The following is a 15535-nucleotide window of genomic DNA, read 5'->3' on the forward strand; positions in this document are numbered from 1 at the left end:
TGTAATAACAAATGTGCCATTCATACCGATTGTTAATAAAGTGTAAAAAAATATTGTAAATGTACCTAAATTGGTTATTTTGTGATCGGAGGTCACTCCTCCGATCACAAAATAATAATTAGGAACACACAGTATGAAAATAATTAAAATAATAGCTTATGCGGTGATGTTGTACGCAAGCAATAGCTTATTTGCTAGTCAAGGACTCGCCTTTATTCATGGCACTGGAAATCAAACGGATGCTTACAATGATTACTGGACAGGCGACTTTGTAAACTCGGTTAAACAAGGCCTTTCTAACACCAATAATGTTACAGTTATAAATTGTGACTTTGATCAGTATATGTGGGATGCGCGTGCATCCGGATGTTTAGCTGAACAATTAACCACATTTATCGAGAGTAAGAATATTACCTCTCTAACCCTTATTACACATTCAAATGGTGGTAATGTTGTACGTTGGATTCTATCAAACCCTACTTGGAATAGTCGTTTTGTAAAAATCATTAATACTGTTTCCAAAACAATTGCTTTGGCACCTTCATCAGGCGGCACACCTTTGGCTGATGCGGTAACTACGGGTAATTCATTTGAAACAACGCTTGGCTGGATTTTAGGCTATGGCAGTGATGCCGTTAAACAGCAGCAAGTTGGCTGGATGGCACACTATAATCAAAACTGGTTGAATGGCACTCCAAATAGGCCTGCGCTTAGCTCGCAATTTGAAGTAGTGGTTGGTAGTGATGTGGATTCGGCGATTTGGGACGGTGATAGTTATTGTGGTGGTTATCAATATCAAGTTGCTTTGGAGGTAACCCAAAATTGGTTAGATAATTGCTCAGATGGTTTCCTTGAATGTAGTTCACAATCACTTGCAGGAAGCGTGTGGTTTAAAGACAAAAACCGGACAAGAGGCAGTGAACCATTAAGTCATCATCAAAGCCGACGTAAATGTTTTAACCTTGATGGTCTTTTACGTAACCGCATTTAAGGAATAATAATAATGAAAAAACTTACCTTATTAACGCTTTGTTGTGGTTTAGTTACTGCTGCAAATGCTTACTCAAATGACGTTGTATATCAATTTAAACAAGTACAACCACGAGTTGAAAAAAATACTACTCAATCTATTACAAGCAATGAATATTGGATCACTGTATCTGGTAAGCAGTTAAGAAATGGTGTCGATTTACCACTTTCTGCACCTAATAGTTTTGTTCGTGTTGCGCCAAAGATCACCCATAAAAATGATGAGCAACCCTACATTGAGCCACTTGATGTGCGTTCACTCAAGTTAATATCAGTTGATGGTCTACAAAATGAAGAAGGTTTTGCTGAACATGTATTTGCCCAAAAAGAAATGGATGATGCAGGCTTTTCAGATGGCAGTGTTGCGCTAAAGGTAAAATCAAATAAAGCGTTACAAAAGTTTGTGCTTAAAACAGAACAATATCTTGATGATTCGTCGCACTATTTGGTGCATGTAAAAGAAAAAGAAAGTAATGCAATTTTAAATGTGGTTTCAGTAAATGAAATGAAAAACACATCAAACTTATTTGCATTTCAGTCACTTAAATTTACTGATCCTAGCATTAAAGTAACTAACGTTTCCGCACGTTTGAAAAGCCCGACAAATCAATCGGTTGATGTAAATGTTACACAAAATGGTGCTAAGTTTAGTGAGCCGCTTGATTATGTAGGTGCAATTAACGGTTTATATGAATTAGAGCTGCAAGTTGATGCTATACAATCAAATATGCCAATTAAACGCACAATCAAAGTACCATTTGTAAATAGTAAGCAAACAGCAAAAACACTGCCAGATTATAACTTTAAAGAATTGAATAATACGGTAAGCGCATCTGTTCAATTAGCTGTTAATGAGCCGGGTAAATTTAGCATTCAAGCAACTTTACAAGGAAGTGATGATGGAAAACGTTTCCATAATATTGCAACAGTAGAAATGGCTAAAACATTTTCAAGTGATGGTAAGTTTGAAATTCCATTTAATGTGAGTAGTAATTTTAAAGAATACCGACTTACAAATCTGACATTAAAAGATCACAGTCGTTTACTTGTGTTAGAGACACCTAAACCACAATATAATTTGAAACCTAAACTACTACCTTAATCAAACTAGTCTAATAAATACGCCAATCACTTTGGCGTATTTTCTTATTTATAAAAAATCACTTTAGAAATATTACGTTATACTCAGTAAAACGCACTATTTAAAGGGGCCAAACAATGGTGTTAACGGTAAAGCAAAAAATAACATTTGGCTTTGCATCAGTTGGGATCTTGCTTGCAGGTGTATGTGTATTTTTCTACTTTTCGCTCGCAAACATTGAACGTGCATATTTAAATATCAAAGAGGAAGCATTGCCAATTCAGCGTAATGCGGATGATATCCAATCAATTATTTTGAACTATACCAAAAATGCCAATGGTATCTATGGGGCTTCCAAAATAACGGCAATAGAAAAATTGGCAATGCAGAACAAGCAGTTAAAGCAAAATCTATTAGCGATATTAAAAACAAATACAGACTATGCAATAGATTTAAATAAGCTTAATCAACAATCAATTTCATTGATTGAATCTGCTGAAAACTTAGTTGTCAATAAGAAAGCCTATATTGAGGCTAAAAATGACAACCAAGCACTCTTGTCAACGCAGTTAGACTTGATAAAACACAGCTCAGATTTGCTTTACGATTTAGAAACGTTAGATGGATTAAATGGTCGATTGTTAGATGAAGTAATGGGCACGGTAGTACGTATCGACGATATGCTGTTTAATCTCACTGAACTTACTAACGGACTCTTACAAACTCTTCCACTTGAAACACAGGAAAAGCACCAAAATGATACACGCTTTTTAATTGCCAACATCAAAGATAATTATAATTTTTTATTGCAACAATTAACGTCGTTAGAGAGTGGTGAGTTTAAACAGCAATTTGAGCAAAACTTAGCCATATTTGACGAGAATATTGATAACCCTGGTGAGTTATATTTACAACAAAAAAAACAGTGGAATAAGTTTGAACAAATTGAAGCAAGCTATCAAAAGATGGAAGTTCTGTCTGATTCAATTTCAGACTCAATTCATCAAATAAAGCAAAGTGCAGGCGAAATTGTTAATCGATACCAAAAAATAGCAGATAATAAAATAGATGATAATAAAGTGCTATTAATCTCAATTGCGATTGTATTTTTGTTAGCTGCCATTGTTATTGCAACACTTACGATAAAAGCAATTATCGCACCGCTTGGCTATATTAATGAATCTCTCACTAAAATAGCGGATGGTGACTTCTCAACAAACGCTAGAAAATTAAATGATGATGAATTTGGTGAGATAAGTGACAAACTTAATCGCGTGATCAGCAACTTAAAAGAATTAATTAATGATATTTTTGCACAAGTTGTATTACTCGAAGAACGTTTAGAGAACTCGTCAAAAAGAAGCAATACCGTATCAGCAAATGCAGAAAAACAAATTGAACGTGCAAAACATACAACGTCACTAGCCGAAGATGTGCATGCAAGTGCAGATTTAGTCAATATTCAAACTAAGCAAAGCAGCAATGATATTTTAGAAGCAAGCAAACAAAGTGATGCAGTGCTCAATCTGGCAACTCAAAATAGAGAGCAGATTCAAATGCTTGCTTCAAATTTAAATACTTCAGTAAAATTGATGGACGAGCTTTCAGCACAATCAAGTAATATTGGCAGCATTTTAGATACAATTGTTGCAATTGCGGAACAAACTAATTTATTGGCATTAAATGCAGCCATTGAAGCTGCTAGGGCAGGTGAGCAAGGGCGCGGCTTTGCGGTGGTTGCTGACGAAGTTAGATTGCTGGCATCACGCACACAAGAGTCTACCAAAGAGATTGCGCAAATGATTAATCGTTTGCAAACGGGTACAAGTGAAGCGCAAAGTACAATAAACCAAGGGCAAGAAGTTGCGATTACATGTACAGAACGAAGTGCAACATTAACCGCTGCTGTTGATAGCATTGAACAAAGCTTGTCGCGGTTAGCAGAACAAAGCAATCAAATTGATAATTCAAGTGCGACACAAAGTGCCATGGCGCAAGATATTGTTAACCGTATGCAAGAGGTAGAGAAAAGTGCTGAACACAACAGTAACGAAGTCTTAGCACTAAGTGAAAATATTGGCCAAATAAACGAGTTAGGCCACAAGGTAAGCGAGGCGTTAAATCGCTTTAAACTTTAAATATTTGGCCGTAAAAGAGGTTTTATAAGTAAGGTAACAGAAGCATCTGAACATTTACCTTAGCATTGAGCCGTTTGGCAATTAAATACAGCCCGGCAATTTTTCGATGAATAAAAAGCGCATCGACAGGTGGTGTGTGCCATTGATCCTTTTGTTTATTAATGCTTTGGCTTTCTATTCGTAAAATTGATGCAATATCACAAGTGGAGAAATCATATTCTCCGTTATAACGTATTGGTTGTGATGCGATTTCAAATAAATCGAGGATTTTTTCTAAATATTCAACATCAATATGTTGTTTAAAAAATCCGATATCGCGGGCGGCGCGTTCTATTTGGTCTTTATCTTCTAGATAAAGTGCTTTAAAAAGAGCTAAATAACCAGAGGATATTTCATTTGATATTTCTCGCGTTGCGCCAAAGTCTAATAATCCGATGGTTTGGGTATTTTCATCATACAAATAATTAGCAAAATTGGGGTCTGTTTGCATTAAACGAATATTGAATAATTCGTTAAAAAATAAGGAAAACAACTGTTCAGTGATGTGATTTCTAACAGATGGCGGAAGTTGTGCTGTTTGTTCAATCGGCATTCCTTCAATAAAACTCATCACCAGAATATTTTCATTGCTTAAATTGTGCACTTTAGGCAGTGTGAAACACGTGCTTTCTAAATGTCTTTCAAACAAATAAATGTAATGCGCTTCACGTATATAATTTGCTTCATTTGCCAGTTGCTTTGCCGTTTTGTTTAACAATGAATCTAAATCGACTTGTTTTGGAATAAGGCCAGAGAGCTTTAAAATGCGGCCAAGATTAGCAACATCACTTTCAATAGCATCTTTTACACCTGGATATTGAAGTTTTACGGCGAGTTTTTTGCCTGCATCATCATGGGCTATATGCACTTGGCCAATTGATGCACAAGCAAATGGTTTAAGATTGAAATAAGCAAAATTATTTACCCAATCTTTTCCCCATTCGTCACTTAAAACCGATACGAGTTGCTTGTGGGGCATTGCATATGCGTTATCACGAAGTGACGCTAAAATCTGGCTGAGTTCGGGTGATAAAAATTCACCCGCATCCATCGAAAGTAATTGCCCTAATTTCATAGCCGCACCTCGCATTGAGGCCAGTTCATTGGCTAATTTTTGCAAATTACTTGGTGTTAGCAGTAAGTCAGAAAAGGTCGGTTTTTGCCCACCAACAAATTGTTTTGTGCCATTAACTGCCACGTTGCTAGCAACTTTAGCAAACAAGCCACCTAATTTAGTTGCTCTACTAAAACGCGAGCTAGGCACTTTTAACTCTTTTTTGACCATTTTGCCTCCAAATAAATTGCAAAAGGCAATACGTTCAACTTAATCAATAAGTTTAGTTAAAACTGATATTTAAGTTGTGCTGTGAAGTTCCTTGGTTCACCTACAAAATAACGATGGTTACCGAACGCGTAATCAGCGCGCTCTGCATAGCGTTTATCAAATAGATTTAAAACAGCAACAGAAAGGCTAAGCTGCTCATTTAAATACAAGCGAGTGCGCAAGTTGCTAACAGTATGACCTTCGTATTGCTGGGTGTTCTCAGCATCTAGGTAGTAACCGTCGAGATAACGCGTTTCAAATTGGGTATTCACATTATCAGATACTTGCCAATCTATTTGCGCATTAGCGATTAATCGTGGAGAGGTATCAATTTCATTTCCTTTAATGCTCGGTCCATTTTGCGGATTATTTTGATAAGTATGCTTGGCGTAACTGCTATTTAATCGTGCCTTAATATTACCTGTAAGATGCCAATTTAGGTCGAGTTCGATACCGCGATGACGAGTATCTAAGCCATTTAAATAATGTCTATCAGCATCTTGATAAATGGCATTTTGTTTTTCTAAATTATAGACATTTAGTTCGCTGAAAAAGGTTCCATTAACAAAGCGCATGCCAAATTCTTGCTGTTTAGCATCAACACTATCGATGGTGATGTCTTTTTGATTGTTTTGCAAACGATATAACTCAGCCGTATGCGGTGCTCTAAAGCTATCATCAACTTTTACAAAAATTAGAGTGTGTTCATTTAATGCATATGAATACCCAACACTGTAGCTTAAATCGTTAAAGGCATTGGTTTGATTGCTAGGGCGAGTATAACGGCAACCACCAAAGCCGCATGGTGTGCCATCGTCTTTTAAATTACCGCTTGAGATGTTGTTAGTATAATCGTATTGGGTTAAATCATAGCGTAAAGCAACAAATGCGTTTTGCGAGGATGATAATGCCATATCCAATTGACTAAAGAGGGCATAACTTTGACCAAACACGCTGTAGTCGTAGTGTTTTCCCTTAGGTAAAACAGCGCGTAAAAAAGCAGAGTCAGATTCTGTCTCATTACTTTGATATTGCAGCACTTCGCCCTCGGTTAAATCAATATCACTGCCTATTTTTAATTTAATCTTGTCACTGATAACGCCAACTCTGTTTATTTGCACCCCGACGCTTTGTTGTGAGTTTTCTTCTACAGGTGTGCCAGGTAAAAAATGCATTAAAAAGTCCATTTGGTTGTAACGCAAATAGGGTGTTATTTGCCAAATTGACTTATCTAATTCAAGTTGGTTGTTAATACTATAACGTAGTGACAAGCTATCGCGATAAGCATCTGGAAAAGCATTTATTTTAAGCAACGATTTATCTTGGTAAGCATTTTCACCTTGTTGTAAATAACCGGCTGTATCTTGCGTGAGATTCGTTAAAGTAAAATGATGAGTGGATTGCCAATTGCCGAAATTGTGTTGTGCCGCGGCAGATACTTTTTGTTGCTGATAGCCTGAGCTTTGCTGAAAACCACCATCAGAACTTAAAGTAACTGCAGCACCAAATGATAAATCATCAAAGTCATGGCTATACGTTCCATTAAATCGGTAAAAATCATCACTTGCGATATCGATACTTGCTTGTGGTGTTTGATTATAAAGGGTGTTTGTTAAGTTGATAATGCCATGAATTGCATTAGAGCCGTAACGAGCAGAGTTATTACCTTTTACCACTTCAATTTGGTCGCTAATTTCGAAATGACTATCAAATAACTGATTTACATTACAAAAACCAGGCGCACGTAAACTAATGCCATTTTCTAGGGTTAAAAACTCTGCGCAAGACCCTGAGCCTGTCAGTACTGGGGAGCGAATAGAAAGTAGAGATTCTTGCCCATTTCCGCGGCTTAACCAAACACCCGAAGCAAGGCTTAACACTTGATTTAAATGTTCAGCATTAATTGATTCGATAGCGTCTTTTGCAATAACACTGGTATTACCAATAAGCTTAATATGGCTTTGCGCTGAACGGTTTGCGGTAGTTACGATGGTTTCTATATCAGTATTCTCGTTATTTAATGTGATTGCGTTCACATTGAATTGAATTGCAATAACACTTGTTATAATTGATTTTTTAAACACTTTTCGCACCAAACTAACCTTTAATCGCAACTTGACTGTAAATTTAAACTCGGCACATTATACTGCATTAAGCAATTAATCGATCTACCGTGAAATAATAATATGTATCAAAAAATGAATAAGTTACCGATATTAGGGGCGGCAATTTTTGCAGCTTTAAGTTGTTCTGTTCAGGCAAAAGTTGAAGATCTATTTAAATCAACCTGTGCTTCGTGTCATGGTGAAGCATTAACAGGAGGCATGGCAGGTTCACTCGTTGATAAGGAGTGGCTAACAAAAGGCACCGATGAAGCTCTTTCGAATGCAATTAAACAAGGCATCGCAAAAGCTGGAATGCCAGCATTTGGCGGTGTTTTAAGTGATGAAGAAGTGCGCACTTTGGTTGTTTATATTCGCGAAGCAGGCGCAAAAATTGAACAACAAAAAGCGCCTGAGTCACAGTTAGGAAAAGTATTTAAAACAAAACATCATACCGTTAGTACACAAGAGATATTAACGACGGATGGCATTGTTTGGGCGCTTGATTTTTTACCTGACAATAGTCTTCTTTATACCCTAAGAGAAGGGCAACTTTGGCATGTTTCTAAAGAAGGTAAAAAAACATTAATTAAGGGCACTCCAGAAGTGTGGCATAACCGCCAAGGCGGTTTACTTGATGTTTATCCAGATCCTGATTATCAAAGTAATGGCTGGATTTATTTATCGTTCAGTCAATCTGCAGGTAAAAATGAGGCAGGTGATGAAATTGCTTTTACAAAAATTGTACGAGGTAAAATTAAAGACGGTACTTGGGTAGAACAACAAACTTTGTTTGAGGCAAAACCACAGAACCGTAAAAACCGAGGCTGGCATTTTGGCTCACGTTTTGCCATTCAAGGTGACTATTTATTCTTTACCAATGGCGATGAGGGTCATCAAAATGATGCGCAAGACATTACCACTCAAAATGGAAAGATACATCGAATTTTCAAAGATGGAAGCATTCCAAAAGATAACCCGTTTTATAATGAAAAAGGGGCTCAGAAAACGATTTGGACCTATGGTAACCGTAACCCTCAAGGTTTAACTATTAACCCTACAAACGGCCAACTATGGTCTACTGAACATGGTCCTCGTGGTGGTGATGAATTAAACCTAGTTAGTAAAGGTGTTAACTATGGCTGGCCAAAGGTAACGTTTGGTATGAATTACAATGGCACCCCGATTACTGAGCATACAGAACTACCTGGTATGCAATCGCCAATACACCACTGGACACCGTCGATAGCTGTTGCTGGTATTAATTTTTATAGCGGTACGCAATTTAAGCACTGGCAAGGTGATTTATTTGTCGGTAGTTTAGCGAAGAAAGAATTGCACCGTTTACGTATCGAAGATAATAAAGTGGTCGAAGATGAGATTATTTTAAAAGGCCTCGGGCGCATTAGAGATGTAATTACAGCACCGAACGGCTCACTTTATTTAACCATCAATGATCGAGATAAAAACCAAAGTAAGATTATTGCGATTACTCAATAACTACTTATAGAACAAGGCACATTTGATTAATGTGCCTTGTTTTACAATTTGCGCGAAACAAAAATTTGAACTAAACATTAAATAAAACAAATAGTGTTTAGCCATGCCAGAAGTATCTTTCCCCGACAATCAAATCATTGTATCTAAAACGGATACTAAAAGTATTATTACTTACTGCAATGCCACCTTCATTTCTATCTCGGGTTATCAAGAGAGTGAGCTAATAGGTCAACCTCATAATATTATTCGTCACCCCGAAATGCCAAAAGGGGTATACAAAATGTTATGGCAAACCATTGCTAAGCAAGATGAATTTTTTGGACTGGTAAAAAATCGATGTAAAAATGGCGATTATTATTGGGCGTTTGCCAATATTAGCGCCTCCCTCGATGCCAATGGCAAAACCATAGGTTATTACTCTGTCAGAAGAAAGCCAACTGAAAACTTAATTAATTTATTGGCGCCAATTTATGAAAATATGCTGAAAATAGAACAGCAACAAAGTGATAAAGAAGCTGGTATGAATGCCTCTTGGCAATACTTACTGAATGAATTTGATGGGTTAGGAGAAGATTATGTGGCAACGTTACTTCAATTCTTTGAGTGAACCCAAAAATGTAGTTTCTGCAATTTTAATTTTACTTTTAACCTTGGTGTTAGTGTTTGGGGGCGGGGGTAACTTTTGGTGGTTAATTTGCTTACCTGTATGGCTAACGGTTAACTTTTTTCTGATTGATAATAAACAGCAGAATATAGACCCACTGCTACAAAAAATCATTGCTGCAAGCGAGCGATATGCAGAAGGTGATTTAGAAACGCGTATCACGAATATAAACAATTTTAGCCAATACGCTCCCCTTGCTTGGAATTTGAATTCTGCTATTGACCAAATAGAGGCATCTTTAAGAGAGATGCAAGCGTGCTTTAAAGCAGCAAATCAAAATCGATTTTATCGTAAATCACTGCAAAAGGGCTTAAAAAAGGGCTTTCATGCAAACTTAGCGATAATTGACCGCTCCATCGATTCGATGAAAGAAGACTTTATGCGTGCAAGGCGCGATGCCACCCTAAACGAACTTTCTGCTAATAAAGCTGACAACCTTATCGATAACTTAAGTGCAACCCAAAAAGATTTAAACACCATCGCGCATGATATGACTGAGATCCAAACATTATCGCAAGAGTCACTCAATATCACTATGCATAACAATGATAATGTGGGTGTGCTTTTTAATACGATTGAACGCTTTGCAAACGACTCCAGCTCATTGTCGCAAACAACTGTCGAATTATCTGAAGCGGGTAAGCAAATTACAGAAATGGTAACCATTATTGTAAAGGTAGCGGAACAAACTAACTTATTAGCCCTTAATGCAGCCATAGAAGCTGCTCGCGCAGGTGAACATGGTAGAGGCTTTTCTGTTGTTGCTGATGAAGTAAAAGTACTTGCTGAAACCACAAAAAAAACAGCTGGCGAAATTGGCTCAATAGCAGGGCGCTTTACATCAGCTTTAGAAGACGTATTGAGTCGTTCAGATGGTATGGCTCATGCTTCAACAGAGTCCAAATCGCTTATTTCAACCTTTAGCGGGGGCTTTGAAAAAGTAATGCGTGCCTCACAAGAAGTGTATGAATTGGTTTCCAATGTGCATGCCATTTGTAATGTAACTTTAACCAAGGTAGATCATACTTTATATATGCAGCGTGCTTATTGGGCGGTTGAACATAACGATGCTCGCAGTAAAAATGCAGAACAAGTAATGGTAGATGATAAGTCATGTCGATTTGGGCATTGGTATCATAATGGTGAAGGGGCACATGAATATTCTCATCTACCTTGTTATTCAGAAATAGACGCACCGCATAAAGCCGTGCATGAACACGTGCATAATGCCCTTGCTTTATTAAATACTGATTGGCAAACCAGCAAAGAATTCCAGAAATTATTACAAACTGAATTTGAATATGCTGAAATTGCCAGTAAGCAATTAGTTAATTTAATGGATACGCTCGCTGAGCAGAAAAAACATTTTGAATCGAGCTCCGCTAGCACAGCAGATACTGAAATAGACTTGTTTTAACAAAGCATTAAATTAATTACAGTGTATGTTAGATACTAGTTCATTAGAGATGAATGATGTTTGCCAATGTTAATGTAATCAATATCACCCATTATGATTGAACCCGTATATGATGTAACACTTAAAAATAATCTCGTAATCGCTAAGATTTCAGGTGATTGGAATATTCAAGCTGACATTGGTTATTTAACCTCGCTTGATGAAACGATATCACGGGTTAGAAATGTACCTTGGGCGCTTTTTGCCGATTTACGTGGATGGCGTGTATCTGAAGAAGTTATTAACTATAAACATAATAAGACAATTCAACTCGCAAGAAGTAAGCAAAAAGCCGAGTGCTGGTTAGTAGACAGCATAGAGCAAGGTCAACATATTCAACATCATATCGAAAATGCACATATCCCGTTTATAAAAGTCACAACAATGCAAGAAGCAGAAATATGGCTTTCTCAGTATGACTTTCACATCAAATCAACTTAGAGATTTAATACCGCTTTAAAAAACATACGAAATTTAGAATATGCTTTGAAAAATTTCCTTACTTAATACTTTTCTACTTATAACTCAATTTTGTGTACAGTCAGTTAATCTTAAATTAAATAGTCATGTGTACGAAGAATGTTAAACAAAAAATCATTAAATGAGGCAATATTTTAATGTTTACCGAAAGGCGGACACGCTGGTTTGCCCGTGTGTTTAGTATTGCTACTGCGGTGGGGTTGATAACCATGTTAGATGGTGATTATTCTTATCGTATTCAAGGTAACGAAGTGATTGTAACTGCGATTAATCAACCTTTTAAATTTTACACAAGCTTAATTGTCGACTTGGTTTTATGTTTTCTTACAACATGGATAGGCTTTTTTAGTAAAGACCGACCTAATACGGGAAAGCGCTAATGGGCTATTATATGCTTTTGGTCAGTGTAGTGTGCTTATTAATAGCGACTTGGTTACTCATAATTCGTTTGAGATTTCGTGCAAAAGCTCACATTTATAAAGGTGTCGTAATAGATTTGGTAACAAAAAATCATGATGGCATCGCAAAGGGGGCTCGCAATAAACATTTGCTAATTGAGTACTATGATACCCAAGGTAGAAAAGAATTCTTATGTGAGGATGCGACGATTGCGGCCTTCTATCATATAAATGATAACGTTGAAGTACTGGTAGGAAGTGAAGGCAAAAATGAACGAATACACATTAACAATTTATTTTCCTTAGCTTTACCCTCTATTGTGCTCACAATTATTGGACTGGGTAGCTATCTTGGTGCAAATTCAATCTTTGGCTGGTGGAGGTGACGACTAATTGTTCAAATTAAATAAGTTAAAAGTTGGATAAAACTACGATAGCTTACTTTTAGGGACAAAGGCTAAGTTACTAACCCGAACTAAGTAATGTTAAGGTGTATGTTTAGCTAATAAAAAAGGCGCTTATATTAGCGCCTTTTCAAATGGAGATTAACGATTTTCTTCAGCTTCTTTTTTCGCTAAATATTCATCGTAAGTACCTTGGAAATCGATAACTTTTCCGTCTTTAATTTCCCAAATGCGTGTTGCAAGTGATGATACAAATTGACGGTCGTGAGAGACGAAGAACAAAGTACCTGAGTACTGCTCAAGCGCTAAGTTAAGTGATTCAATCGATTCCATATCCATGTGGTTTGTTGGTTCGTCCATCAGCAAGATGTTTGGTTTGTGCATCATTAGCTTACCGAATAACATGCGACCTTGCTCACCGCCCGAAATCACCTTAACGGATTTTTGAATATCGTTCTGTGAGAACAGTAAACGGCCTAAATAACCGCGAACAACTTGTTCGTCATCACCAGGCTGTTGCCATTGCTCCATCCATTGGAAAAGTGTAATGTCTTTTTCAAAATCATCAGCATGATCTTGCGCGTAATAACCAATATTGGCATTTTCAGACCATTTAACTTCACCATATTTAGGTGCTAAACGATTAGCAAGCGTGTGAAGAAGGGTCGTTTTACCTACACCATTTTCACCGATAATGGCAACTTTCTCGCCTACTTCAACAAGTGCCGTTAACTTACTGAACAAGGTGTCATCATAGCCTTGGCTTAAGTTTTCAAGTTCTAACGCATTTCTAAATAATTGCTTAGATTGTTCAAAGCGAATAAATGGGTTTTGACGGCTTGATGCTTTAACTTCTTCTAATTGTATTTTATCAATTTGTTTTGCACGTGATGTTGCTTGCTTTGCTTTTGAAGCGTTTGCTGAGAAGCGAGAAACAAACTGTTGTAATTCAGCAATCTGTGCTTTCTTCTTGGCATTGTCTGAAAGTAGACGTTCACGCGCTTGAGTAGCAGCAAACATGTACTCATCATAATTACCCGGGTAAATACGAAGCTCACCAAAATCAATATCTGCCATATGCGTACATACAGAGTTTAAGAAGTGACGGTCGTGTGAGATGATGATCATAGTACAATCACGTTGATTCAAAACATCTTCAAGCCATTTGATGGTGTAAATATCTAAGTTGTTGGTTGGCTCGTCGAGTAACATGATATCTGGTTCAGCAAAAAGTACTTGTGCAAGTAGCACACGTAGTTTCCACCCTGGGGCAACTTCCGACATCAAACCATAATGCTGCTCTGTAGGAATACCTACACCGAGTAATAATTCACCAGCCTTAGCCTCTGCTGAATAGCCATCCATCTCAGCAAATTGTGTTTCAAGCTCAGCAACAAGCATGCCTTCTTCTTCACTCATTTCTGGAAGAGAATAAATACGATCGCGCTCTTTTTTGATATCCCACAGCTCTTTATGGCCCATAATTACGGTATCAACTACGGTAAATTCCTCGTAAGCGAACTGATCCTGATTTAGTTTTGCAATACGCTCATTAGGATCATATGAAATGTTACCAGCGCTTGGCTCAAGCTCACCACTTAAGATTTTCATAAATGTTGATTTACCACAGCCGTTTGCGCCAATTAGACCATAACGGTTACCGTCACCAAATTTAACCGAAATATTCTCAAAAAGTGGCTTTGCACCAAATTGCATGGTGATATTGTTTGAACTAAGCATTGTTTATCTATAACCCAATAAAAATTTGCGGCATTTTATCACCATATAGCAGCACAAAATAGCAAATGCAGCGTTTATTTTAATAAAAGAAAAGCGGCGCAAATTAGCGTTAATTAAGTAAATCGCTGCAAGTTGAAGAGACAAAATCACCAAATAATGATTCAAGTTCGCCACTGGCGAGTACTGTTTCAAGCGCCTTGTTGAACTGCGCCATGAATGTTGGCGAAATACTGTATTTATTGAAAATAAAATGAATATCAGCTTGTGAGAGTAGTAAAGGGTGAATATTAACGTTTTTATGATTTTGACGGGTTATTTCACTACAAAGAACAACGTCATCATCAATCACAATATCAACGCGATTTTTAGCTAACATTTCAAGGCGTTTGATTGTGGTTTCAGAAAAAATAAAACCGTTATAGTCTTTTTTGGCATGCTCCAATTCATCACCGTACCAGCCAGCAAGGTTAACACCTATGAGTTTACGGTTTTTGATAATCTCTTTAAGGGAATCGATGCTTTGTAAACTGCTATCATTATGTCGATAAGCAAAGCGGTTACGCTCAATGCGGTATTTATTAGAAAAGTGAAAATCTGACTCTCTCTCGGGGTTTTTACTTGCACCAAGGGCGATATCAAAATTCCCCATGCTTAATTCAAATAAACTTCGCCTTTCAGGAAATTGTAAAACGATTAAATCACAATCCATCTCAAGCAATACTTTTCTTAAAAGCTCGACATCAATACCGCTTGGTTCTTCATACTTTGAATAACGAACATAAGGGTACCAATCATTGGTAATTGATAACTTAAGAGGCGTATTACATTCAATTGGTTTTACGCTATCTAAAGCAATTACACTCAATGAATATAAGCTGAAAAAGGGTGCAATACAGAGTTTAAACATAGCGGCCACTTAGCAATAACGTTATTGTAAAGTATATACAAAGTGAGCATTTTTGCTGATGTGATCTGTGATTTGCCTTTTAAAAAATGAATTTAAAAAGCGATATATATAAACTAACAATAAAAAAACAATATAGTAATTAATAAATAGTTGTTACTTAGCAAGCGTTAAACGTAAGTTAAAACATATGGTAAATAACTCAGTGAGATGATTTATGTTACTTATGTTACTAAAGCGGTGTAACCAAACAATGTATCGCGTAAAGTGAGTTTA

At 36.9% G+C, this 15535-nt stretch carries 13 protein-coding genes; 9 read left to right on the plus strand and 4 right to left on the minus strand.

The window, feature by feature from the left end; translation table 11 throughout:
• Positions 1 to 133: 133 nt before the first annotated feature.
• The 3 genes from ON073_RS00825 to ON073_RS00835 all read left to right on the plus strand — a co-directional run bounded on the left by ON073_RS00825 (position 134) and on the right by ON073_RS00835 (position 4248).
• Positions 134 to 991 (plus strand): hypothetical protein, encoded by an 858-nt coding sequence (locus tag ON073_RS00825; RefSeq protein WP_274759959.1) that lies wholly within the window; start codon positions 134 to 136, stop codon positions 989 to 991.
• Positions 992 to 1003: 12 nt separating this feature from the next.
• Positions 1004 to 2131: a DUF4785 domain-containing protein gene (locus tag ON073_RS00830; protein WP_274759960.1), complete on the plus strand. Its 1128-nt coding sequence runs from the start codon at positions 1004 to 1006 to the stop codon at positions 2129 to 2131.
• Between the two features lie 116 nt (positions 2132 to 2247).
• Positions 2248 to 4248 (plus strand): methyl-accepting chemotaxis protein, encoded by a 2001-nt coding sequence (locus tag ON073_RS00835; protein ID WP_274759961.1) that lies wholly within the window; start codon positions 2248 to 2250, stop codon positions 4246 to 4248.
• A 22-nt stretch (positions 4249 to 4270) separates the two neighbouring features.
• On the opposite strand, the gene ON073_RS00840 is transcribed toward ON073_RS00835, so the two are convergent.
• Together ON073_RS00840 and ON073_RS00845 are read right to left on the minus strand one after the other, a co-directional pair.
• Entirely contained in the window at positions 4271 to 5572 is a 1302-nt protein-coding gene (locus ON073_RS00840) for an ABC1 kinase family protein (RefSeq protein WP_274759962.1), read from the minus strand.
• Positions 5573 to 5628: 56 nt separating this feature from the next.
• Complete coding sequence (locus ON073_RS00845; protein ID WP_274759963.1) at positions 5629 to 7695, minus strand: TonB-dependent receptor; 2067 nt, start codon at positions 7693 to 7695, stop codon at positions 5629 to 5631.
• Between the two features lie 114 nt (positions 7696 to 7809).
• Between ON073_RS00845 and ON073_RS00850 the strand changes: the two genes are divergently transcribed.
• The 6 genes from ON073_RS00850 (at position 7810) to ON073_RS00875 (ending at position 12597) form a co-directional block, all read left to right on the plus strand.
• Positions 7810 to 9213: a PQQ-dependent sugar dehydrogenase gene (locus ON073_RS00850; RefSeq protein ID WP_274759964.1), complete on the plus strand. Its 1404-nt coding sequence runs from the start codon at positions 7810 to 7812 to the stop codon at positions 9211 to 9213.
• 103 nt (positions 9214 to 9316) lie between these two features.
• The gene (locus ON073_RS00855) at positions 9317 to 9820 is read left to right on the plus strand and encodes a PAS domain-containing protein (RefSeq protein ID WP_274759965.1); all 504 of its coding nucleotides are present in this window, start codon (positions 9317 to 9319) and stop codon (positions 9818 to 9820) included.
• Positions 9789 to 11294 (plus strand): methyl-accepting chemotaxis protein, encoded by a 1506-nt coding sequence (locus ON073_RS00860; RefSeq protein ID WP_274759966.1) that lies wholly within the window; start codon positions 9789 to 9791, stop codon positions 11292 to 11294. Before ON073_RS00855 ends, ON073_RS00860 begins: the two co-directional genes overlap by 32 nt.
• 93 nt (positions 11295 to 11387) lie before the next feature.
• The gene (locus ON073_RS00865) at positions 11388 to 11774 is read left to right on the plus strand and encodes a hypothetical protein (protein ID WP_274759967.1); all 387 of its coding nucleotides are present in this window, start codon (positions 11388 to 11390) and stop codon (positions 11772 to 11774) included.
• Positions 11775 to 11950: 176 nt separating this feature from the next.
• Positions 11951 to 12193, plus strand: a complete 243-nt coding sequence (locus ON073_RS00870) for a hypothetical protein (protein WP_274759968.1) — start codon at positions 11951 to 11953, stop codon at positions 12191 to 12193.
• On the plus strand, positions 12193 to 12597 hold the full coding sequence (locus tag ON073_RS00875; protein ID WP_274759969.1) for a hypothetical protein: 405 nt from the start codon (positions 12193 to 12195) through the stop codon (positions 12595 to 12597). The genes ON073_RS00870 and ON073_RS00875 overlap by 1 nt, the downstream gene beginning before the upstream one ends.
• A 159-nt stretch (positions 12598 to 12756) precedes the next feature.
• Here ON073_RS00875 and ON073_RS00880 read toward each other — a convergent pair whose 3' ends face one another.
• Together ON073_RS00880 and ON073_RS00885 are read right to left on the minus strand one after the other, a co-directional pair.
• Entirely contained in the window at positions 12757 to 14355 is a 1599-nt protein-coding gene (locus ON073_RS00880; RefSeq protein ID WP_274759970.1) for an ABC-F family ATPase, read from the minus strand.
• A gap of 109 nt (positions 14356 to 14464) precedes the next feature.
• Positions 14465 to 15262 carry a substrate-binding periplasmic protein gene (locus tag ON073_RS00885; RefSeq protein ID WP_274759971.1) on the minus strand — a complete coding sequence of 266 codons (798 nt, stop codon included), beginning with the start codon at positions 15260 to 15262 and terminating at the stop codon, positions 14465 to 14467.
• Between the last annotated feature and the right edge of the window lie 273 nt (positions 15263 to 15535).

Source organism: Pseudoalteromonas sp. G4, assembly GCF_028875915.1.
Taxonomy (GTDB): domain Bacteria; phylum Pseudomonadota; class Gammaproteobacteria; order Enterobacterales; family Alteromonadaceae; genus Pseudoalteromonas.

What these genes read in the sequence shown, in the direction of transcription:
- ON073_RS00825 (WP_274759959.1), top strand. Translation starts at nt 134, where the DNA reads ATGAAAATAATTAAAATAATAGCTTATGCGGTGATGTTGTACGCAAGC.
- ON073_RS00830 (WP_274759960.1), top strand. Translation starts at nt 1,004, where the DNA reads ATGAAAAAACTTACCTTATTAACGCTTTGTTGTGGTTTAGTTACTGCT.
- ON073_RS00835 (WP_274759961.1), top strand. Translation starts at nt 2,248, where the DNA reads ATGGTGTTAACGGTAAAGCAAAAAATAACATTTGGCTTTGCATCAGTT.
- ON073_RS00840 (WP_274759962.1), bottom strand. Translation starts at nt 5,572, where the DNA reads ATGGTCAAAAAAGAGTTAAAAGTGCCTAGCTCGCGTTTTAGTAGAGCA.
- ON073_RS00850 (WP_274759964.1), top strand. Translation starts at nt 7,810, where the DNA reads ATGAATAAGTTACCGATATTAGGGGCGGCAATTTTTGCAGCTTTAAGT.
- ON073_RS00855 (WP_274759965.1), top strand. Translation starts at nt 9,317, where the DNA reads ATGCCAGAAGTATCTTTCCCCGACAATCAAATCATTGTATCTAAAACG.
- ON073_RS00860 (WP_274759966.1), top strand. Translation starts at nt 9,789, where the DNA reads ATGTGGCAACGTTACTTCAATTCTTTGAGTGAACCCAAAAATGTAGTT.
- ON073_RS00865 (WP_274759967.1), top strand. Translation starts at nt 11,388, where the DNA reads ATGATTGAACCCGTATATGATGTAACACTTAAAAATAATCTCGTAATC.
- ON073_RS00870 (WP_274759968.1), top strand. Translation starts at nt 11,951, where the DNA reads ATGTTTACCGAAAGGCGGACACGCTGGTTTGCCCGTGTGTTTAGTATT.
- ON073_RS00875 (WP_274759969.1), top strand. Translation starts at nt 12,193, where the DNA reads ATGGGCTATTATATGCTTTTGGTCAGTGTAGTGTGCTTATTAATAGCG.
- ON073_RS00880 (WP_274759970.1), bottom strand. Translation starts at nt 14,355, where the DNA reads ATGCTTAGTTCAAACAATATCACCATGCAATTTGGTGCAAAGCCACTT.
- ON073_RS00885 (WP_274759971.1), bottom strand. Translation starts at nt 15,262, where the DNA reads ATGTTTAAACTCTGTATTGCACCCTTTTTCAGCTTATATTCATTGAGT.